This is a genomic window from Pandoraea pneumonica (assembly GCF_902459645.1).
Taxonomy (GTDB): Bacteria; Pseudomonadota; Gammaproteobacteria; order Burkholderiales; family Burkholderiaceae; genus Pandoraea; species Pandoraea pneumonica.
This window is the reverse complement of sequence record NZ_CABPSK010000002.1, coordinates 539,549-560,525: the sequence shown is the minus strand read 5'-3', so window position 1 is coordinate 560,525 and position 20,977 is coordinate 539,549. Positions and strand designations below refer to the sequence as shown.

Here is a 20,977-nt window from a genome sequence, read left to right as displayed (position 1 = left end):
GGACGCATCCGATCTGGCGAATAGCAGTGCACAAGAACGATAACTACAAAGCAGGCAATGCAGTGCCCATCCAAGGGAGGATGTCAGCATGGACTATGACTACGTCATCGTCGGTGGCGGCTCGGCGGGCTGTGCGCTCGCGGCTCGCTTAGCCGACGGCTTGCCCGGGCGCACGATCGCGCTCATCGAAGCCGGACCGCCCGACAACAGTTTTCTCGTCAGGCTGCCGCTCGGACTCGCCGCGCTGGTGCCGTTTCGCTCGCGGCGAAACTACGGGTATCGCACGACGCCACAGACGGGTCTCACCGGGCGGCAGGGCTACCAGCCACGCGGGCGCGGCCTGGGCGGATCGAGTTCGATCAACGCGATGATCTACACCCGCGGCCATCCCGACGATTACAACGATTGGGCACAGGCCGGCTGCACAGGCTGGGGCTGGAATGACGTGCTGCCCTACTTCCGCCGCAACGAAAACAACGAGCGCGGTGCCGACGATTGGCACGGCAGCGGCGGCCCGCTCAACGTGGCAGACCTGCGCACCGTCAACCCGTTTTCGCGGCACTACGTCGACGCGGCGCGCGAGGCGGGCTTTCCCGTCTCCAGCGACTTCAACGGCGCGCAATACGAAGGCGCGGGCATCTATCAGGTCACGCAGAAAGACGGCGAGCGATGGAATGCCGCACGCGCGTATTTGCACGGTAAAGCCCGCGCCAATCTGCACGTCATCACCGACGCTCTCGTGCAGCGCATCACGTTCGAAGGCATGCGCGCGACGGGCGTGACGCTGCAACGTCAAGGCGCGCTCGAGACGCTGCGCGCCCGCGCAGAAGTGATCCTCAGCGCCGGAGCTTTCAATTCGCCGCAGTTGCTGATGGGATCGGGCATCGGCCCCGCCGCGCAATTGCAGGCGCATGGCATCGCGGTGCGCGTCAATGCGCCGAATGTCGGCGAAAACCTGCAAGACCACATCGACTTCATCATCAACAAATACGTCGCGCATCGCGATCTGGTCGGCTACACGCCGCCCGGGCTATGGCATCTGCTGATGCAGGGCGTGGCGTATCTGCGCGACAAGCGCGGCTTGCTGGCGAGCAACGTGGCCGAGGCCGGTGGATTTCTCAAGAGCGACCCGAGCCTCGCGCGGCCCGATTTGCAAATGCACTTTCTCGTCGGCATTTGCGACAACCACAATCGCCGGTTGCATCTGCGGCGCGGTCTGTCGTTGCATGCGTGTGTATTGCGTCCGAAGAGTCGTGGCCGCGTCACGCTGGCGTCGGGCGATATGCGCGATGCGCCGCTGATCGATCCGGCGTTCCTGCAAGCGCAGGAAGACGTCGACACGTTATTGCGCGGCGCGCGCGTGATACGCCGGATATTGGCGGCACCGTCGCTGGCGCGCTTTGGCGGAAAAGAATTGCACAGTCGCGGCGTGGAATCCGACGAAGCGCTCACGGCGCTGATTCGCGAGCGGGCCGACACCATCTATCACCCCGTCGGCACCTGCCGCATGGGCAGCGATGCGGCGTCGGTCGTCGATACGGAACTGCGCGTGCGCGGCGTCGAAGGATTGCGCGTCGTGGACGCCTCGATCATGCCCACGCTCATCGGCGGCAACACCAACGCGCCGTCGATGATGATCGGTGAAAAAGCGGCTGACATGATCCTGAAGCAAGCGCAGCGCCCGTCCGGCAATGCAGACCTTAGCCACGGACGAGCCGCCAACGCAGGCCATGCCGTGTTAGCCGCGCGTGTACAACCACAGCCCTAGAAACCGGTCGCCCCACAGCGCACTCGCGACAGCCCCGGCACACAGCCACGGGCCAAACGGCAGCGGCCCGCACAGCGTGCGGCCGCGCCACACGCCGAGCGCGCCGAAAGCGAGTGTCGCGGCCAGGGCACCAAACGCCAGAGTGAGCGGCACCCCGATCCACCCTAGCCAGGCCCCACAGGCGGCGACGAGTTTCACGTCGCCGCCGCCCAGCCCTTCTTGCCCGGTCAATAGGAAGTAGCTGCCCGAGACCAACCACATCGCGACATAGCCGAGCGCGGCACCAAGCACAGCGTCGTCGACAGGTATCGTCACACCCGCCACGCTCAGCAGCAGCCCGCCCCACAACAGCGGCAACGTGATGGCGTCAGGCAACAGACGCGTATCGGCATCGATGATGGACAGTGCCAGCAGTGCCGCTCCGAAGCCACACCACGCGAACATCGTCGCGTATTGCATCGACGGCGCGAATGTCCAGCCGATGGTGGCGAACATGGCAGCCACGCTCAACTCCACCAACGGGTAACGCAGGCTGATCGACGTACAGCAATAGGCGCAGCGTCCGCGCAGCAGCAAGTAACTCAGCACGGGGAGGTTATGCCGTGCCGGAATCGTGCTATCGCAGCGCGGGCAACGTGAGGGCGGCCATGCCAGATTGAAGGTCGGTGTGACCGGTGGCGTAAGTCCGGCCCAGTGAGCAGCTTCCCGTGCCCACTGCACTTCGAGCATGCGCGGCAGCCGCCAAATCACCACATTGAGAAAGCTGCCGATAAACAGGCCGAAAACGCCCAGCATCGCAGCGAGGGCTTCGCGCGGCAGCGCATTGACGGAATGCGTTAGCAGATCGAAAAAGGGTGTACTCATCAAATCATCGACTGCGCGTGTTCGCCAGCGGCGTGCCCAATTTGCAACATGCCCCCCACCGTCATCACGATGGTCAGACCGACCAATGCCATCAGCACGGAGCGTGCGGCGGCCGCGCGCACCTTGATCCGCTCGGCGGTCTCCTCGATGGTCATCAATCCGATCTTGCGAATGCCGACGTCGAAGTTGGTTCGCCCGGAATACTCGACGAGACGATCGAACACTTCCTCGTTGAAAAGCCCGGTGTCCATCGCCTTGATCATGCTGCGATCGCTCCTGAGCGATGCGCGCATGCGCAACAGATGTGAACGCATCCACGGCGACGCGCCCGACAGCAGCAGCGAGATGGCGTCAAAGACCGACGTCTTGGCGCTGGTCAACGCCGCCAACGCGACGAGAAACTCACCGGAACGCACGTCGCGATAGACCGCATACGGACCGAAATTGTCGAAGTGACGTCGCAGCGGCCCCGTCCATCGACTCAGCGACCAAGACATCAAAATGACCAGCGCCAACGGCACGCCGTAGAGCATCGGCCACCAGTTGGCGACGAAACCCGACATCGCATACAGCCACGCGCCGACCATCGGAAATTTCTCGGGCGGCATGATCTCGGTCATGATCGGCATCATGCCGTACGCCACGCCGAGTTGAATCGCGGCCAGCAGCACCGACATGAAGATCGGCAGCGTAATCGCACCGGAGATCGCCTTGCGAGTTTGCTGTTGCAGCGTGACCACGCGCGCGAGAAAGCGCAGCGTACTCGGCAGATCGCCTTTTTCACCTGCGGCGATGACGACAAGATCGGCCTCCGGAATCGTGCCCTCCAGCGACTTGCGCAAGTTCTTGGAACTCGCTCTGTCGCGCCATACCGCGTACAAGGGTGCCATCACGTTGCGGCGCTCCTTCGCCCGAGCACACCGGCGAGAGAACAAATCGAACGGATTCGCGCCGTCTTCGATGGCATCGGCAAAATCGCTGTAGAACTTGGCGCGCGTCTTGAGAAAGTGTCGCTTTGCCTTGGCCAACCCGGGATACGCGTCGCGCGCCGGAGAAAGTTTGGCAAGCAATCGATTGGCAGCTTCGAGCATGGCGAGAAGGGGGAGAAGGGAGCGTCAACGCGTGGTGACAGAGAACGTGAAGGGCCGCGATGGCTCACACACTGGCGAGTCGCCGCGACGTCGCAGGCGTCGGCGTACTCGCTTGCGGCAGGTGATACTTCTTGAGCTTGTAGAACGAGGCTTCGATGTCGCGCGGGTCGATGCGTCCTTGCGACATCTTGTAAATGGCGTGTTCGATGGCCGACTTGCCGGTCATGTTCGGGCTGGTGAGGTCACCGTCATGACCCGCGCGCCACTGCCGCTCCGCCTCCCAGAAATGGGACTCGCGCAGCAAATCGAGCATCTCGTCGTTAAGTTCGCAAACTTCGGCGACGACGGTTTGCCCAGCGGTACCGCGCCCTTTGCACCGGTCGCACCCTGGCCCTTCCACGCAAACCTTGGTGACATCGATGCCGAGCGCCGCAATGACGGCAACCGTTGGTACGTCGAGGTTGTCGGTGGCGGGCAGCTTGCAGTGTTCGCATAGCACCGGGATCAATTTCTGATACACCATCGCGGTCAGAAAATTAGGCGACGTGACGGCTGCCAGCGGCATGCCGATTTCATCGCTCACCAGACGCGGAATGATGCCGAACGCACTCGACGCGTGCACCGTAGACAGCACCTGATGCCCGGTCTCGGTCATCGACTTCGCGAACGACCCCGTCTCGGCATCGCGAATCTCGCCGGGCATGAGCTTGTCGGGATCGCCGCGCAACAGCACCTTGGCGGCCGCACCGAACGCCGACTCTCCCACGCCATCTTCTGCTCGCCGCTGGATCGGGATTTGCGTCATGTGCGGTTGGATGTACTCGACCGGATCTTCGATCGAGAAGAATTTCTTACCCGAGTCGCGCTCGTACATCATCAGCGTGCGAAGCGTGGTCGATTTCCCTGACCCGGTCTCGCCCGCAATGATCGTGAGGCCCGGGCTGCGATGCACCGCGTCTTCGAGCACTTCGACCTGATCGTCGGAATAGCCGAGTTGTGAGAGCGACAGCACGTCGCCTTCCACGGCTTCGTTGAGCAGCAAGCGCAGCACCACATCCACGCCGCGATTCTCTTTCACGCTTTGAAACCGCAATTGATACTTGCGCTGACGAATGGAGAGCGGAATAGAACAACTCTGATGCTGATCTTCGTCGAAGTGGTTGTGACTGCGACTGCTCGGGTCGGCGCGAGAGTTGTAAGCAGCAGAGACGGCATCGAGCATGGCGTGATAGTCACGGGAAAGCCGGTCGCTATCGCTCGTCACGCGCAGCTTGCCGTGAATGCGCATGCGCACCTTCACGTGCTGCCCATCGCGGAATTCGAAGTGAATGTCCGACGTGCCCGCTTCAACGGCCTTCTCGATAATCAGATCGAAGTTGCGGTACGCGCCGGTGCGTTGCTCGTCGGATCGACCGTCGTCGTCGCCTTGCTGCTGCAACTGCGACTGCATAAGCAGAATTTCTTCGGTCGTCCCGACATAGATACCTTCGAGATCGAGGCGATGTGTCGCGCGCACGGCTTGGTCGAAGCGTTCGAGCAGATCGGAGCCTTGCATGCGCACGAACGTCGTGTGTTCGATCAACACCAGATAGAGGCGGGGCTTCATCGCCACGAGTACCAGCGACCCTTGTTCGGCGCCCGCCAGCGTCAGGCCGAGATCCTGACGCCAGCCGAACGTCTGAATCTCCTCCGAGCGGAGGTCGGCCACTGGCCGGGCGACCGGGCGCGTGCCGCTACGCCCGTTGGCACGCGCCCAGGCAAGGCGAATACGTTCACCGAACGTTGCCATCGCGCCGCCCCTGTGTGGTGTGCTCGGCAGCCAAGGTATCTGGCAGCAGCAGCCGTGTTCGCTTGCCGTGACGCTTCACGTCGACAAAGTCGTCGCCGATGGCGACCACGTTCCACTCGCCGACGCTATCGCCTCGTTTGACGGTGTGCCCAAAGCGTCCGTCGACGCGTAAGTACGCGACGGTCGTGTTATCGACGCCTTGAATGAACAGCAACTCGGGCGGACTGTCGACGCGGGCCGACTTCGCAGTCGCGTCGACAGCGCTCTCGTTCTTCGAAGGGTCGGCGGCAGTGGCTTTTCCTTCCTGTGCTTCCTGCGACGCTTTGAGGTGGGCGCGCGCGAACGCGTCGATATTCTCTTCCGCATGGACAGACGCGCCGAACACTGCCGCGCAGGCCAACGCAAGCCCGGCGAGGTGACGAGAACTAGTGGACATAGTAGGTACCTTGAGCGGTGAAGACAGGCTTGCCGTCGCCGATATCGATCTTGAGTTCGCGTAACGACATGTTGCCCGCGCGCATCATGAGACCGGCGACCGAGTCGAGAAACGCGAGATGACCCGCCATCTGCCACTCACCCTTGGCGATGGGCGGCGGCACATCTTGGCGGGTGGACGCTGCGGCAGGCGGCTTGACCAGCGGTTCGGCCATCGTGAGCGAGATGTCCATGCCGTAGTCGCCGAGCGACTGCAAACGCGCCCCGGCGGTGCGTAAGAATTGATTGCGAGGGATCGGCGTCACGCGCGCGTCGATACCGTCGCTCGGGTCGGTTGCACCGGCTGGGTCGGTCGGGTCGCTAGCGGTATTGCTACCGTCGTCACTGGCGATGGCTTCGTCCGCGCTATCCACGCTATCCACGCTCTCCCCCGAGGCAATCGTCATGACCTCTTTCGCATGATCGAGATCGACGATCTGCGCGCTGGGCCGTTGCGAGAGAAGCAGATCGAACGTGCCGCCCTCTTTGCGCAACCAGTCGATGTTGCAGCGTTCGGCGTTGCAGTCGATGACGGCCGGACGCCATCCCCCGGCGCTAGCGGGCAAGGCTTGCACCGCGTGTTGCACCCGCAGCGCGTAGCTGGCACCCGACGCAAACGGCTCGGCGGCGATCGCACGAGCGAGGGCCCGTTTGTAAGCGGTGACGGGATCGACGCGGTTGGCATCCGCTTGTTTTTGTTTTTGCACGTCGTCGTACCAAGACCAGGCGAACCACCCTGCACCGCCGAGTCCCGCGATGATCGCAAACGCCACGGCCGCGATAGCCAGTTCGCGCGTCGGCAAGGGCTTGCGAACGAGTTGCAAGCGCGCCTCTGCGGGGCGTTCACGGCGCGTGTGGGACGCGATGTCATTAAGTGACAGAGGAACATCGGGCGCAGGCAAATCGCCGAGCGCCATCCCGGCGATCGTCACCGGCCCTTCGACTTCAGCCGTCCATCCAGACAGACGGGCTTTCAACTGCGCGAGGGGCACGACGGTATCGACTTCCGGGCGCCGGTCGCGCAGCGCGACGAACACGGCGGAGGTGGGGTCATCCGGGTCGGCATGCACGAACGCCACGTTCGGCGCTTCGACCAGTTGACCGAGCACAGCGGCAAGGGCGTAGTGCTCCTGCACGGCCTCGCCTTTGGCCGCAGCGGGTAACGACATGAGGCCGACCGTGCGCGTGCCCGAGCCGTCGTCGGCGACTGCGAAGTGCGAGGCGTCGCGGCTTTTGGCGAGCCCACGAATCTCGGTCGGCTCCTTCTGCAAGCCGATGAGCGTCTCCCACTGCGCGCCGACGACGAGATGATTAGCGAGTGCGCGTGTCATCTCACGCGCCCTCGGTGAGTTCCGGCGAGATCACGATGACGACCTCGTTCACTCGCTGGCGCGCTTCTTTCGTACCGCCTTCGTAGGCAAAGATGCCGTCACGATCGGTGCTGTCGTCCTTACGACGGAAGCCGCTGAGCACTAGCGTGTCGCCCGACTTGAGTGAAGCGCGCTGCATCGTCTGAATCGACGCGGTGAGCGGCAGTTGCATGAACGTGCCGACGCCGAGACCGTCGTCGTGACGGGACTTGTCGTCCTCGTCCTTGCTACCGTCGACGGCCACCCTCACGCCTTTCCCGTCGACGCCGACACTGGTTCCGCCACTGCCCTTTCCACCCGCATCGCTGCCACTGGGGGCTTCTTTGCCGGTGCGAAGGTTGATCTTCTCCAGCTTCTTCAGATCGGACATATCGATCTGCACCTGCAACATCACGCTACGGTTATCCATCAACGTGGGCAGCAGATTCATCACGAAACCGGTGGTCAGCACCGATTGCTCGGCGGTGACGACTGCCTGCCCGCCGAAGTTGCCGGGCGTCATTTTGGTTTCCGCAACGAAGCCTTGGTTTTGCGTGACGGCGACTGGCGCGGGTTGGTTGTTCAGCGTGACGACCGTCGTGTCGATGACGGTGCTCACGCGTCCTTGCTGGCTAAGTGCTTTGATGAAGGCCGTGGAACCCGCCAATACCCCGCGTGGAATTTTGCTGACGCTCAAACCGCCCTTACGCGACATGAGCGCGCCACCGAGCGCCGGGCCGCCAAGACCGGCGACAAAACCGCTGGCGGACTCGTAGACCAGATTCCAGTCGATACCCGCAGCAGAATTCTCTTCGAGCGTGACGGAGTAAACCTGCACACGCAGCTTGACCTGACGGCCAAGGACGGCGTTTTCGGCATCGATGTAGCGCTTTACACGCTCCATGACTTCGGCCGTATCGGTCACCACGAGCGAGCTTGTCACCACCGACGGCGTGACGCGTCCGCCGTCGGTCAGCATGTCGGAGACGGTCTTCACGAGATCGGCCCAGTAGTCGAGTCTGGATTCGGTGCTGACTTTGGCGTCGGCATTGAAATCGAGCTTGACGCCGCCTGCCGAACCTCCACCGCCACTGCCGCCGGACGCACCGCGATCGGCTTGCATCTCCGACTTCTTGCCGACCGATGCGGTAATGGTCGAGCTCCCCGGCATCATCTTGATTTGGAAGCTGCGCGTGATGTAGCGGGAGAATTGCACGACGCCGTCGCGATACGACCAATGCGTGCCCGAGCGATGGGCGATGGCGTCGAGCAAACCGGAAAGCGTGCCGTTGTAGTGCAGTGGCACGGCAGGTTCGCCGCTTTCGGTGCAGTTCATCTGGAAGCGCTTTGGCGACCCGCCACCGCCACGGCTTCCCCCTCGCCCTGCGCTTGCGCCCTCGTCGCAAGACACATCGGCCGAGACGCGAATGGTCAGGCCATTGCCGCGTGCAATTTGCGCGAGCACTACCGACATTGCGAGTGGCGCGCCGGTAGAGAATCGGACATTACGTTTGAAGAAATCGGGAAGGGATTCGGTGGCGTCGATCGCCACGGAGCGGCGCGCCAGCCATGCCCCATCGACATGCTCGATGGCGCGAATCGGAGTGGCGGATTTTGCGTCGAGAGCCGTTTGCGCAGCTTGCTGCGTTTGCGTAACGTTCGCGTCGGTTTTGCTAAGCATTCCCGGCGTACCGCACGCCGCCAGTAACGTGGTGGCGCACAATACGCCGAGTCGCTTTCTCATGAGTTGCTGGTCTTGTTTATGGTGAACTGCCGTGTAACGCACGACCGACGTTATTGCGTGGCATGCACGACGCGCAGCACGCGATTGGCCTCGTAGACTTTCACGCGAATCGGTGCGTCGCTGTTTTGCAGCGACAACACCACCTGCTCGATAACGCCGAGGAAGTCGCCGGTGAATATCGCTGGATACTCGATGGGGAAATCACGTTCGATTTCCCAGGCGAGTTGCCAGCCGTGGGCTTCGGCGTAACGTCTGATGGCTTGGGAGATGCGGCCATCGGCGGGCTGCATAGCGAGTTCGACAAGCACAGGCAGCGTCTTAGCCGCAGCGAGCGTGGGCGTTCGGTTCGACGTTGTATCTTCCGTCGCTCGTGCTGTCGAGTCGTCGATAGACGATGGCTGTGACGGTGCGGCCAGTGTTGTCGCCATCAGCGGCTGGTGACTCGCGAACATCAGATCCGTGGGCGCGGCTTGCACCACCGATTTCGCAAGCACTACGGACGCGCCACTGCTCATGACGGCGAAAATAGCGACGACTCCCAATCCTCGAAATACCATGGTCTTTTTGTCTCGTTCGTGATGCTCGTCGAGTGCGTTAGCCGGAAATCGTGAAGGTCACGTTGGTTGCCGAGATGGCTGGCGCGGCCCCCCCGCCAACAGGAACCGGGCCCGTTGTGCAGGCTGTCTGAATTCCACTCATGTCATTGCTGTCCTTCGTTTTTACCGCGATCGAGCCAACCGTGATGGTTGAAAATGTCGGATACATCTTCGTGACGAAGTCCACGCATTGGGCTGACGGATACCCTTCCGATACGACTTGCATGCCGGTCGAGGGATAGTCGCCCGGGACCGAGTCGAAACTCACGGCGCCTCCGAAACGATTGAGGATCTTTGTGCCATTGCGGTTAAACCCTTCCACCACCGGACTCGTGGGGATGTTGGTAGCGAGGTCTGTTGTGGGAAACGATCCGCCCATCACCATGTTCTGCACCGCCAACGACGCCATCTGCCAATCTTTGATTTCCTGATTGAGCTTCACACTTGCCATCAATCTCGGCACCCCCACCATCGCCCCGGCCATGATCAGCCCCATCACCGCGACGGCCACTGCCAGTTCCACCAGCGTCACACCGCGTTGACGGCGCTTGTTCAGCCGCTGGGTCATGTTTGTCTTGAATTGCGCGAGCGCGCCCGCGTTCACGTGCATGGTCATAAGTCCTCGTTCGACATTGGAGATGGGTGAGATGCGATGCGGAAAAAATCGCCCCCCGCAACGACAGGGCCGATTTATGCCTGAACGCAACGCCCCTCGTTGTCGGGGGTGAACGCGGTCTTTAGCAAATTGACAATTGAGACGGGCGTGAAAACACCCATTTGGGCTCGGTTTCCGATACATCGCTTCGCGCAGCGGCAGCAACGCTTGACGTCGCGTGTACTCGGCACATCAAGGCGAGACAGGGAGAACTACCGCGGGAAGTGGAGACGTCCGCCGGGACGTTCTTAAGAATTCGACCAACCGCAGAATGAGTATTCGCGACGAACGGCAGAATCGCGGCGAATCAGCGGTTTCACAAGCCACGTTGCGTGTTCGCGGGGAACGACAGCCCAAACAAAAATGGCGGTGGATCACGCGACACCGTCACGCCATCCACCGCCACCCTCACCAACCTTTCACATCAACCGTCAGTGCACCCCAGCGGCATGTCGCGCATCGGCCCGCGCCACTTCGTGCCCAGCGTCACCATCGCTACGTCCGTCGCCGCCACCGTCATTTGCGGCGCGATCCCCCGGCAGCACCAGCGGGCCTTTTCCGGCAAACCGATCCAGATACAGATAAATCACCGGCGTGATGTAAAGCGTAATCACCTGCGAGAACAGCAACCCGCCGACCACGGCCAAACCCAGCGGCTGACGCAATTCCGCGCCGGCCCCCAAGCCCAATGCGATCGGCAAAGCGCCCATCAACGCCGCGAGCGTGGTCATCATGATCGGCCGGAAGCGCAGCGCGCACGCCTGACGAATCGCCTCGTCCGGCGTCATGCCGCCGTTGCGCTGCGCGTCGAGGGCGAAGTCGATCATCATGATGGCGTTCTTCTTCACGATGCCGATGAGCATCAAGATGCCGATCACCGCGATCAACGACAGATCCATGCCGAAGATCCGCAGCGTGAGCAGCGCCCCGACCGCCGCCGACGGCAAGCCCGCCAAAATCGTGATCGGATGGATGTAGCTCTCATAGAGCACGCCAAGCAGCACGTAGATCACCAGCAACGCGCCGACCAGCAGCACCACCTGACTCGACTGCGACGCTTGGAATGCGGCCGCGTCGCCGCCCCAGCTCGTGATGATGCTCGGCGGGAAACCGAGTTGCCGCTGGAACCCGACAATCTTCTTCGACGCATCGCCCAGCGCCGCCCCCGGCGCCAAGTTGAACGACAACGTGACCGCCTGCAACTGCCCCTGATGGTTGACCGATACCGGCCCCATCTTTCGCTCCACCGTCGCCACGGCCGACAACGGCACTAACGCACCGCCCTTACCGCGTACATAGATTTTGTCGAAGGCGCCTTCGTCGCGACGGTCGTTATCCGCCGCTTGCAGAATCACCTGATAGCTGTCGCTGGGCGTGTAAATCGTCGATACCTGGCGCTCGCCGAACGCGCTATACAACGCGCTGCGAATATCGCCGATCGCCACGCCCAGCGTGTTGGCCTTGTCGCGGTCGATCGTGAGTTGCGCTTGCAGCCCCTTCATCTGCGCGTCGGTCGTCACATCGCGGAAGATCGGGTCGGCGCGCATCAGGTTCATCAGCTTGTCCGACCACACCTGCATCTCGCCCGGCTTCACGCTCTGCATCACGTACTGATAGCGGCTCTTGCTCTGCTTGCCGCCCAGTTGCAGATTCTGCACCGGGTTGAAATACACGTTCAGGCCCGGCACCTGCTTGACCTCGCGACGCAGCGTCTCCAGCACCTCGCTCATGTGCGGGCGCTCGCCGTGCGGCTTCAGGTTGATAAACATGCGGCCCTGATTGCTGTCGTTGGCCGACACGATCACCGTATCCACCGCCGGATTCGCGCGGACGATGTCGGCCGCCTGACGCAGCAGCGTCGACATCGCCGTGAACGAGATATCCTGCGCGCCTTCGGCCGTGACCTGCACCTGCCCGATGTCTTCGCTTGGGAAGAAGCCCTTCGGAATCGTGGCGAACAGCACCCCGGTAGCGATAAACGTCGCGCCCGCCGCGCCCATCACCCACTTGCGATTCGCCAGACACCAATCGACGCTGCGTACGTAGCGATCCTGCACCCACACGAAGCCGTCTTCGAACCATTGCGTCGCGCGCAGCCCCAAGCCTTCGCTCTGCTCGTGCTTCAGATAGCGGCTGCACAGCATCGGAATCAGCGTGAGCGATACGGCCGCCGAGACGAGAATCGCCAGCGACACCACCACCGCGAACTCGTGGAACATCAGCCCGATCACGCCCGGCATAAAGAAGATCGGAATAAACACGGCCACCAGCGAAATCGAGATCGACAGAATCGTGAAGCCCATTTCCCGCGACCCGACGAGCGCCGCGCGCAGCGGCGGCACGCCGTTTTCGATGTGGCGCACGATGTTCTCGAGCATCACGATGGCGTCGTCCACCACCAGCCCCACCGCCAGCGTGATGCCCAGCAGCGAGATGTTGTCGATGGAGTAGCCCATGCCCTTCATGAGCGCGACCGTGCCGATCAGCGACACCGGCAGCGACATCACCGGAATCATGGTCGCGGCCAGTCGGCGCAGGAACAGGAAGATCACGAGCGTCACCAGAATGACCGTGAGCCCCAGCGTGAACTGCACGTCGTCGATCGATTCACGAATCGACACCGACCGGTCGTTGAGCAACTTGACCTGAATCGACTGCGGCATCTGTTCGGCCAAACGCGGCAGCGCCGCCTTCACCTGATCGACGGTCGCCACCGTGTTGGCGTTGGGCTGGCGCAGCACGGCCAGCACGATCGAGCGCTCGCCGTTGACCCAGCTGCCGGTCTTGACCGACTCCACGCTGTCTTGCACCTCGGCCACATCGCGCAGATACACCGGGCTGCCGTTCACGCTCGCGATGATCAGGCTCGCGAACTGGTCGGCTTTGGTCATCTGACGGTTGGCCTCGATGGTCAGCGTCTGACGATTGCCGTCGAGCGTGCCCACGGGGCTATTGGCGTTGGCGGAAGCCAGCGCGCGTGCCACGTCATCAAGGGTGAGCTTGCGGGCGGCGAGCGCATCGGGGCGCGCCTTCACGCGCACGGCGAAACGCTTCTGCCCGAAGATCAGCACCTGTGCGACACCCGGCAGGGTCGAGAGCGTAGGCGAAACGAGGTTTTCGGCGTAGTCGTCGAGTTCGGCCAGCGACATCGACGGCGAATTCATCGCGAGGAAGAGAATCGGCGCGTCGGCCGGGTTCACCTTGCGGTAAGACGGCGGTGTGGTCATCTCCACCGGCAGCTTGCGCTGCGCGCGGAAGAGCGCGGCCTGCACGTCGACGGCGGCCGCATCGATATCGCGGTCGCTATCGAATTCGATGATGATCGACGTGGTGCCTTGGGTATTGGTCGAACTGATGACCGCGACGCCCGCAATCGTCGAGAACTGCTTCTCCATGGGGGCCGCAACCGACGCTGCCATGGTCTCGGGACTCGCCCCGGGCAGCGTCGCCGTGACCTGAATCACCGGCGAGTTGTAGCTCGGCAGAGCCGAGATCGGAATCTGGCCGTAAGCGATCAGCCCGGCGATCACTGCTGCTACGCACAGCAGAATCGTCATCACCGGGCGGCGGATACAGAGTTCGGAGAGGTTCATGGCGCGCTCTTCGGCGAGGCGGCATCGGCCGTGCGCACTTCGGCAGCCGGTGTGTTGGTGTTGGTGTTGGCTGTCGCGCCACCCTCACGCGCCGCCACCACGGTCACCTTGTTGCCCGGGCGCAGGTTCTCCGCGCCTTCCTGCACGACGCGCACGCCTGCGGGCACACCGTCGATGACCGCAAGCTTGGCTTCCACATAGCCCACCTTGACCGGCTTGGCCGTCACTTTCCCGTCAGCACCGATCACGTACACGAACTTGCCGTCCGGGCCAGTCTGCACCGCCTGCGGCGGCACCACATTGGCCTGCTTGAGAATGCGTCCGATCACGGCGATGTTCAGATACATACCGGGCCACAGCTTGGCATCGCGGTTGTCGTACGCAGCCTTCAAGCGAATGGTGCCGGTTTGAGAATCGACCGCGTTATCGATGAAGCTCAACTGGCCGGTTGCCGTCATGCCCGTCGTGCCCAGCGTGGCGGTCACCGCCACGGGCCCGCCGGTGCGGGCGGCCTGCAATTCGGCCAGTTCGCCTTCCGGCAGCGTGAAGCTGATATCGATCGGATCGAGTTGGGTGATGGTCACGAGCGCTGCGCCGCCCGGCGTGACGAGACTGCCCGGGTGCACGTTGATCGCACCCGTGCGCCCGTCGATGCCCGCACGAATCTGGTTGTAGTCGACGGCGACCTGACTGGCCGAGATGGCGGCACGGTCGGCGGCGACTTGCGCGGTGAGGCTGTCGACGCTGCTCTGCGCCGTGTCGAGCGCGCTTTGCGAGACGAAATGTTCGGCGATCAGTTGCTTCGTGCGCGCCAGTGTGCGGCGGGCATTCGCCAGATCGGCTTCGTCCTTGGTGAGTTGCGCCTGTACCTTCTTGAGATTGGCCTCGTCCATGCGCGCATCGAGCGAGAACAGCAACTGCCCGGCTTTGACGAAGTCGCCTTCCTTGATATGGACCTGACGAATGGTGCTGGAAATCTGCGGCCGGACTTCGATGGTCTGACGCGCCGTGACCGTGCCGTTGGCGATCAGCCGTACCGGCACGTCGCGCACTTCGACCGTCGCGGCCGTCACGGAAGGGGCTAGCGCCGCCTTCACCGGCTTCTCGGCCCCGCGCGAGCGCAGCCACATACCGGCGCCCGCGACAACGGCAATCGCCAGCACCGCGACGACCCAGCGGCGCGGGCGTTTGCCGCCCGGCGGCGTCGCTGCGTCGGCAGCCTGATTCCCCGCCGCCGACTTGGCCCGGCGCGCGTTCTCGTCACTCATCTTCTTCCCCGTTTCCCCATGCGGCGCGGTCGGCTCGAATCGATCTCGATCGATCCAAATCGATAAGTCCGTTCAGCCTAACGAACCCCCGTTCGCCCGGCTGCGCCCGTTTCTTCTATTAAAACGGCCATGGATCCTCATGGCCGCAACGCATCACTTCAACACCACCCGGCATCGACAGCCGATAGATCTCATTCCACCTTCATGCCTGTCAATTCGGGTCTTGCCGGTGGATAGGACAACTTCAGGTCAGTCAGCGCTTGCACCAGCAACTCTGCCACCATCAGGTTACGGTGGCGCTTCGAGTCGGAAGGCACGATATACCACGGCGCATTTTCCGTCGAGGTCGCCGATAAAGCCGCTTCGTACGCCTTGGTGTATTGCGGCCAGAAGCTGCGCTCCTTGAGGTCGCCCAACTCGAATTTCCAATGTTTGTTCGGGTCGTCGATGCGCTCTTGCAAGCGCTTGCGCTGCTCTTCGTTCGAGATGTGCAGGAAGCACTTGATGATGGTCGTGTGGTTGTCGACCAGTAGTTGCTCGAAGTTATTGATGTGCGTGTAGCGGCGCTTGCACTCGTCGGCGTCGATCCAGTCGTGCACGCGGGTGATCAGCACGTCTTCGTAGTGGCTTCGGTTGAAGATCGCCAACTCGCCCGCGGCGGGCACCACCATGTGCACGCGCCACAGAAAGTCGCGGGCTAACTCGATGGGCGTAGGCGATTTGAAGTTGGCGACACGAATGCCGAGCGGGTCTACGTTCTGGAACACGGCGCGAATGGTGCCGTCTTTGCCGCTGGTGTCCATGCCTTGCAGCACGAGCAACACCCGGTGTTTGCTGTTCGCATGCAGGATGGTCTGCAACTCGTCGAGCTTGGCTGCCAGGTCCGCCAGCCGCTCCTTGTCGTCGTCCTTGCTGTCGCCCGAGAAGGGCTTGTCGGCCGGATCGTAGTCCGACAGGTCGAGCTTCTTGCCGAACGGCACGCGGTATTTCTCGAACATCGCCAACTCCTTCGTGACAAGCACGCGCCCTTGGGGCGCCAGAGTGGCAGTATCGCGCAAATTGCGGGGGGTGGAAAAAAAGCGCGATATAAGCGAATCGCCGCCGAAGCTAAGGCGCATTTTCCGAGGCGGAAATGCAAAAGCGCGGCACCGAAACGGCTGCCGCGCTTTTGACGAGCTACTGCGTTTGCATTGGGCTTATGCGTCGAGCTTATGCGCCCAGCTTCTTCTTCAGCAGTTCGTTGACTTGCGCCGGGTTGGCCTTGCCCTTGGTGGCCTTCATCGCCTGACCGACCAGCGCGTTAAACGCCTTTTCCTTACCCGCGCGGAATTCCTCGACCGACTTCGCGTTGGCGGCCAGCACTTCGTCGATGATCTTCTCGATCGCGCCCGTGTCGGTGATCTGCTTCAGACCCTTCGCTTCGATGATTCGATCGGCAGCGCCCTCGTCGGTGGCGCGCTCTTCCCACATCAGTTGGAAGACTTCCTTGGCGATCTTGTTCGAAATCGTGTTGTCGGCAATCCGGGCCAGCAGCCCCGCCAACTGCGCGGCCGAGACCGGGCTGGCGTCGATGCCGATGTCTTCACGATTGAGCAGCGACGAGAGCTCGCCCATGATCCAGTTCGCGGCCGGTTTGGCGCTGGCCGGACCGGCCTTGGCCACCACGGCTTCGAAGTAACCCGCTTGCGCCTTCGACTGCGTGAGCACAGCCGCGTCGTATGCCGACAACCCGTATTGCTCGACAAAGCGCACCTGCATACCGGCAGGCAGTTCCGGCAGCGCCGCACGCACGCGCTCGACCCATTCGGCGTCGATCACGAGCGGCATCAGGTCCGGGTCCGGGAAGTAACGGTAATCGTGCGCGTCTTCCTTGCTGCGCATCGAGCGCGTTTCCTTCTTGTCCGGATCGTACAGACGCGTTTCCTGCACCACCTTGCCGCCGTCTTCGATCAGTTCGATCTGACGGCGCACTTCGTACTGAATCGCCTCTTCGAGGAAGCGGAACGAGTTCAGGTTCTTGATCTCGGCGCGCGTGCCGAATTCCTTCTGACCGACCGGGCGCACCGACACGTTGGCGTCGCAGCGGAACGAGCCTTCCTGCATGTTGCCGTCGCAAATGCCCAGCCACACCACCAAACCGTGCAGCGCCTTGGCATACGCCACGGCTTCGGCCGCGCTGCGCATTTCAGGCTCGGTCACGATTTCGAGCAACGGCGTGCCGGCGCGGTTCAAATCGATGCCCGTCATGCCCGCGAAGTCTTCGTGCAGCGACTTGCCCGCGTCTTCTTCCAAATGCGCGCGCGTGAGCGTCACCACCTTCTCGTAGGCCTCGCGGCCCGTGCGGGGGTCGGCTTCGACCTGAATCGTCAGCGAGCCGCCCTGCACGACCGGAATCTCGTACTGGCTGATCTGGTAGCCCTTCGGCAGATCGGGATAGAAGTAATTCTTGCGCGCGAAAATACTGCGCGGCGCGATGGTCGAGCCGATGGCCAGACCGAATTCAATCGCACGCTCGACGGCGCCGCGATTGAGCATGGGCAACACGCCGGGCAGCGCCAGATCCACCGGGCAGGCCTGCGTGTTGGGGGCCGCGCCGAATTGCGTCGATGCGCCCGAGAAAATCTTGGAAGCGGTGGAGAGCTGTGCGTGCGTCTCCAGACCAATAACGACTTCCCATTGCATAAGGTTCACCCTGTCTCAACTTGTCGGCACGGCGCGCTCGCCCTGCCCATTACGCTGGTTTGCCGGTTCGCTCCCGGTGCCGCCACATCGTGTGATGCGAGCCGCCGGGCGATCGCCCCAGCCTGTTCGTCAAATCAACGGCGCATATCCGCCATCAACGGCGTGTATCCGCCGCACAAACGCCCGAATGCGGATCGAAGCTCACCGGCCACGCATTCTCGTAAACGCCCGGCGTGCAGTACGCCTCGCAATTCGCGTGACCGATCGTCACGTTGCCCGGGTCTTGCCAGATCAGCAGCTTGCAACTACTGCCGCTGTTGGCACGCAACTCGATACTCGGGCGCGACTGCGTTTGATGGAAATCCGCCAGATTGAAGTGGCAACTACCGCGCTTACCCACCCACAAACGCCAATCGAGTGCCTGCACCTGATTGGCCGACACCTTCAACGTGGCCTGCTCGCGAAAACCGTCTTCGTCCGTCTGCGAGCAATAGCCCGACAGATTGATTTCGCGGTAGGCGATCGGCGTCGGGCGGCTGAACGGCAGACTGCACGATGCGAGCGTGAGCACCATCGCGGTCAATGCCGCCAGACGGCCCGTGCGCTGCATCAACGTCACGGGACGTGCGCTCTCATCATTGGTGCTGGCGCGCGGCGAAGTCACTACGTGCTGGCGGGCCATCGATTACACGCCCGCCGGGGCGCGCTTGTGCCAGTCGGTCGCGCGTTGGAACGCGTCGGCCACTTGCAGCAGGCGGGCTTCGTCGAAATAGTTGCCGATCATTTGCAAGCCGACCGGACGCGCATCGCGCCCTTGGCCCACCGGCAAGCTCATGCCCGGCAAACCGGCCAGGCTCACCGACAGCGTGTAGATATCGGCCAGATACATCTGCACTGGGTCGGCGCTCTTCTCGCCCAGATTCCACGCGACCGACGGCGCGACCGGCCCCATGATCACGTCGCACTGCGCGAACGCATTCTGGAAATCTTGCGCAATCAAGCGGCGAATCTTCTGCGCTTGCAGGTAATAGGCGTCGTAGTAGCCGTGCGAGAGCACGTACGCGCCCACCAGAATGCGGCGCTTCACTTCGGTGCCGAAGCCCTCGGCGCGCGACTTCTTATACATGTCGAGCAGATCGCCGTACTCGGCGGCGCGATGACCGAAACGCACGCCGTCAAAGCGCGACAGGTTCGACGACGCTTCCGCCGGGGCGAGCACGTAGTACACCGGAATCGACAACTCGGTCTTCGGCAGCGTCACCGGCACGCGCACGGCGCCCAGCTTCTCGAATTCGACCAAGGCGTTGTCGATGGCTTCGCGCACGTCGGCGTCGAGCCCTTCACCAAAGTATTCGGCGGGCAGGCCGATGCGCAGACCCGCGAGCGGCTTGTCGGCCGTGGCGCCGTCGAGCGGCTTGCCCAGACCGCGGGCGAAGTCTTCGTCGGCACGCTCCAAGCTCGTGGAGTCGCGCGAATCGAAACCGGCCATGCCGTTGAGCATCCATGCGCAATCCGCTGCGCTATGACCGAACGGGCCGCCCTGATCGAGCGACGATGCGAAGGCGATCATGCCGTAACGCGACACGCGGCCATACGTCGGCTTGATACCCGTCACACCGCAGAACGCTGCGGGCTGACGAATCGAGCCGCCCGTGTCCGTGCCCGTGGCCACCGGGGCGAGACGCGCCGCGACTGCCGCCGCCGAGCCGCCCGACGAACCGCCGGGCACTGCGCGCTTGTCCCACGGGTTTTTCACCGGGCCGAAGTACGAGTTTTCGTTCGACGAGCCCATTGCGAACTCGTCCATATTGGTCTTGCCCAGCGTGACCATGCCAGCGCCGCCGAGACGCTCGACAACGGCAGCGTCGAACGGGCTCACATAGTTTTCGAGCATGCGCGAACCGGCGGTGCTGCGCCAGCCGCGCGTGACGAACACATCCTTATGCGCGACGGGGATGCCCAGCAACGGGTGGTTCGCACCTTCGCCAGCGGCAATGCGTGCGTCGGCCGCGCGGGCTTGCGCCAGACTCGCCTCGGCGTCGACCTGCACGAAAGCGTTGAGGTCGGCGGCGGCGTCGATGCGCGCCAGATAGTGTTGGGTGAGCTCGACGCTCGACACACGCTTGGCGTCGAGCGCAGCGCGCAGGTCCTGCAAATGAATCAGATCTTGTTCCATGGTGGCGGCAATAGAGCGCTTAAGGGAATGACGGAGCGTGGTGGGCGCGAAGTGGGCGGTGAAGCCCGCGCCGCGCCGCAACGTGTCGCGCAGCGCGCCGGACTACCCGGTGCATGCGCGCGCGGCGGCTGTCACTCGATAACCTTCGGCACCAGATACAGGCCGTCCTGAACGGCGGGCGCCGGACGCTGATTGGCGTCGCGATCGACCACTTCGGTCACGGCATCGGTACGCAGTCGCTGGGCAACTGCTTGAATTTGCTCGATGGGATGCGCGAGGGGGGCGACACCTGTGGTGTCCACCGACTGCATCTGCTCGACGAGCGCGAAGAAGCCGTTGAGCTCCTTTTCCATGTGAGCCGCCTCGTCATCCGCCAGCTCCAGACGTGCGAGATGGGCGATGCGTTTGACGTCGGAGAGATTCAAAGCCATGAAGAAATCCCGAAAAAATGCGCATTGGAGAGCAGCCGGATGCAGGCCTGACGCCGAAATTAGGGACAGGATGCGGAGAATGCGCGGCACCCGGGGGTGCCAGTGCGTTGTTTTACTCCGCGCACCGGGCTGCGCAGGAGGGCTGGCGCGCCGTGCCACGGGGCTTTCGGCGCGAGGGCCGGGGGAGCCGAATGTGGTGTCAACGTGCTCGTTTTTCCTGCAAAACCTGCGAAATTATAAGGTATCATTGCGCATTAAATTTGCGTCGGAGCGTGTTTTTGCACCCTTCGCCGCTGTCGCGCAGGTGGGCCACGGTAGGTACGGAGGGCGCGACAGACGATCGCGCAGTCCATTGGAAGACCCTGACGCGACGAATTTACGAAGGCAGCCCCGCCTCCTGCCGGTACAGCATTCCTCGGTTTGTCCGCACGATTCGCGAGCCGCCGCGTGGCGCCTGGCGATTTTTTTGCGAACAGTCCGGAACCCAGACGACAGGC

16 protein-coding genes are annotated in these 20,977 nt (G+C 62.8%); 1 reads left to right on the top strand and 15 read right to left on the bottom strand.

Features of this window, described 5'->3' with window-relative positions; genetic code table 11:
* Positions 1–88 precede the first annotated feature (88 nt).
* On the top strand, positions 89–1,768 hold the full coding sequence (locus PPN31114_RS11520; RefSeq protein WP_150679641.1) for a GMC family oxidoreductase: 1,680 nt from the start codon (positions 89–91) through the stop codon (positions 1,766–1,768).
* Here the strand turns inward: PPN31114_RS11520 and PPN31114_RS11515 are convergent.
* The 15 genes from PPN31114_RS11515 to gatC form a co-directional block, all read right to left on the bottom strand.
* A complete protein-coding gene (locus PPN31114_RS11515) occupies positions 1,739–2,632 on the bottom strand; it encodes a prepilin peptidase (RefSeq protein ID WP_150679640.1) in 894 nt (297 codons plus the stop codon). The genes PPN31114_RS11520 and PPN31114_RS11515 overlap by 30 nt on opposite strands.
* Positions 2,632–3,723: a type II secretion system F family protein gene (locus tag PPN31114_RS11510; protein WP_150679639.1), complete on the bottom strand. Its 1,092-nt coding sequence runs from the start codon at positions 3,721–3,723 to the stop codon at positions 2,632–2,634. Before PPN31114_RS11510 ends, PPN31114_RS11515 begins: the two co-directional genes overlap by 1 nt.
* A 64-nt stretch (positions 3,724–3,787) precedes the next feature.
* A complete protein-coding gene (locus PPN31114_RS11505) occupies positions 3,788–5,512 on the bottom strand; it encodes a GspE/PulE family protein (RefSeq protein ID WP_150679638.1) in 1,725 nt (574 codons plus the stop codon).
* Positions 5,496–5,948: a hypothetical protein gene (locus PPN31114_RS11500; RefSeq protein ID WP_150679637.1), complete on the bottom strand. Its 453-nt coding sequence runs from the start codon at positions 5,946–5,948 to the stop codon at positions 5,496–5,498. The genes PPN31114_RS11505 and PPN31114_RS11500 overlap by 17 nt, the downstream gene beginning before the upstream one ends.
* Positions 5,938–7,317 carry a type 4b pilus protein PilO2 gene (gene pilO2 / locus PPN31114_RS11495; protein ID WP_150679636.1) on the bottom strand — a complete coding sequence of 460 codons (1,380 nt, stop codon included), beginning with the start codon at positions 7,315–7,317 and terminating at the stop codon, positions 5,938–5,940. The genes PPN31114_RS11500 and pilO2 overlap by 11 nt, the downstream gene beginning before the upstream one ends.
* Before the next feature lies 1 nt (position 7,318).
* On the bottom strand, positions 7,319–9,079 hold the full coding sequence (locus PPN31114_RS11490) for a secretin N-terminal domain-containing protein (protein WP_150679635.1): 1,761 nt from the start codon (positions 9,077–9,079) through the stop codon (positions 7,319–7,321).
* Between the two features lie 50 nt (positions 9,080–9,129).
* Positions 9,130–9,636: a toxin co-regulated pilus biosynthesis Q family protein gene (locus PPN31114_RS11485; protein ID WP_150679634.1), complete on the bottom strand. Its 507-nt coding sequence runs from the start codon at positions 9,634–9,636 to the stop codon at positions 9,130–9,132.
* Between the two features lie 37 nt (positions 9,637–9,673).
* Positions 9,674–10,291 (bottom strand): type 4 pilus major pilin, encoded by a 618-nt coding sequence (locus PPN31114_RS11480; protein WP_174987961.1) that lies wholly within the window; start codon positions 10,289–10,291, stop codon positions 9,674–9,676.
* Positions 10,292–10,761: 470 nt separating this feature from the next.
* Positions 10,762–13,923: an efflux RND transporter permease subunit gene (locus PPN31114_RS11475; RefSeq protein WP_150679632.1), complete on the bottom strand. Its 3,162-nt coding sequence runs from the start codon at positions 13,921–13,923 to the stop codon at positions 10,762–10,764.
* Positions 13,920–15,191, bottom strand: coding sequence for an efflux RND transporter periplasmic adaptor subunit (locus tag PPN31114_RS11470; RefSeq protein ID WP_150679631.1), 1,272 nt, complete (start codon positions 15,189–15,191; stop codon positions 13,920–13,922). The genes PPN31114_RS11475 and PPN31114_RS11470 overlap by 4 nt, the downstream gene beginning before the upstream one ends.
* A gap of 191 nt (positions 15,192–15,382) precedes the next feature.
* On the bottom strand, positions 15,383–16,189 hold the full coding sequence (locus PPN31114_RS11465; protein WP_150679630.1) for a polyphosphate kinase 2 family protein: 807 nt from the start codon (positions 16,187–16,189) through the stop codon (positions 15,383–15,385).
* 211 nt (positions 16,190–16,400) lie between these two features.
* Positions 16,401–17,873, bottom strand: coding sequence for an Asp-tRNA(Asn)/Glu-tRNA(Gln) amidotransferase subunit GatB (gatB, locus tag PPN31114_RS11460; RefSeq protein WP_150680371.1), 1,473 nt, complete (start codon positions 17,871–17,873; stop codon positions 16,401–16,403).
* Between the two features lie 154 nt (positions 17,874–18,027).
* Positions 18,028–18,483, bottom strand: a complete 456-nt coding sequence (locus PPN31114_RS11455) for a hypothetical protein (protein WP_150680370.1) — start codon at positions 18,481–18,483, stop codon at positions 18,028–18,030.
* Positions 18,484–18,558: 75 nt separating this feature from the next.
* Complete coding sequence (gatA, locus tag PPN31114_RS11450; protein ID WP_150679629.1) at positions 18,559–20,049, bottom strand: Asp-tRNA(Asn)/Glu-tRNA(Gln) amidotransferase subunit GatA; 1,491 nt, start codon at positions 20,047–20,049, stop codon at positions 18,559–18,561.
* Positions 20,050–20,180: 131 nt separating this feature from the next.
* Entirely contained in the window at positions 20,181–20,480 is a 300-nt protein-coding gene (gene gatC / locus PPN31114_RS11445; protein ID WP_058376796.1) for an Asp-tRNA(Asn)/Glu-tRNA(Gln) amidotransferase subunit GatC, read from the bottom strand.
* Positions 20,481–20,977: the final 497 nt, after the last annotated feature.

Bases quoted from the DNA above. Each gene is read 5' to 3' on its own strand.
- pilO2 (WP_150679636.1), bottom strand. From the start codon at position 7,317: ATGACACGCGCACTCGCTAATCATCTCGTCGTCGGCGCGCAGTGGGAG.
- PPN31114_RS11515 (WP_150679640.1), bottom strand. From the start codon at position 2,632: ATGAGTACACCCTTTTTCGATCTGCTAACGCATTCCGTCAATGCGCTG.
- PPN31114_RS11505 (WP_150679638.1), bottom strand. From the start codon at position 5,512: ATGGCAACGTTCGGTGAACGTATTCGCCTTGCCTGGGCGCGTGCCAAC.
- PPN31114_RS11500 (WP_150679637.1), bottom strand. From the start codon at position 5,948: ATGTCCACTAGTTCTCGTCACCTCGCCGGGCTTGCGTTGGCCTGCGCG.
- PPN31114_RS11485 (WP_150679634.1), bottom strand. From the start codon at position 9,636: ATGGTATTTCGAGGATTGGGAGTCGTCGCTATTTTCGCCGTCATGAGC.
- PPN31114_RS11480 (WP_174987961.1), bottom strand. From the start codon at position 10,291: ATGACCATGCACGTGAACGCGGGCGCGCTCGCGCAATTCAAGACAAAC.
- PPN31114_RS11520 (WP_150679641.1), top strand. From the start codon at position 89: ATGGACTATGACTACGTCATCGTCGGTGGCGGCTCGGCGGGCTGTGCG.
- gatB (WP_150680371.1), bottom strand. From the start codon at position 17,873: ATGCAATGGGAAGTCGTTATTGGTCTGGAGACGCACGCACAGCTCTCC.
- gatC (WP_058376796.1), bottom strand. From the start codon at position 20,480: ATGGCTTTGAATCTCTCCGACGTCAAACGCATCGCCCATCTCGCACGT.
- PPN31114_RS11490 (WP_150679635.1), bottom strand. From the start codon at position 9,079: ATGAGAAAGCGACTCGGCGTATTGTGCGCCACCACGTTACTGGCGGCG.
- PPN31114_RS11455 (WP_150680370.1), bottom strand. From the start codon at position 18,483: ATGCAGCGCACGGGCCGTCTGGCGGCATTGACCGCGATGGTGCTCACG.
- gatA (WP_150679629.1), bottom strand. From the start codon at position 20,049: ATGGAACAAGATCTGATTCATTTGCAGGACCTGCGCGCTGCGCTCGAC.
- PPN31114_RS11470 (WP_150679631.1), bottom strand. From the start codon at position 15,191: ATGAGTGACGAGAACGCGCGCCGGGCCAAGTCGGCGGCGGGGAATCAG.
- PPN31114_RS11465 (WP_150679630.1), bottom strand. From the start codon at position 16,189: ATGTTCGAGAAATACCGCGTGCCGTTCGGCAAGAAGCTCGACCTGTCG.
- PPN31114_RS11475 (WP_150679632.1), bottom strand. From the start codon at position 13,923: ATGAACCTCTCCGAACTCTGTATCCGCCGCCCGGTGATGACGATTCTG.
- PPN31114_RS11510 (WP_150679639.1), bottom strand. From the start codon at position 3,723: ATGCTCGAAGCTGCCAATCGATTGCTTGCCAAACTTTCTCCGGCGCGC.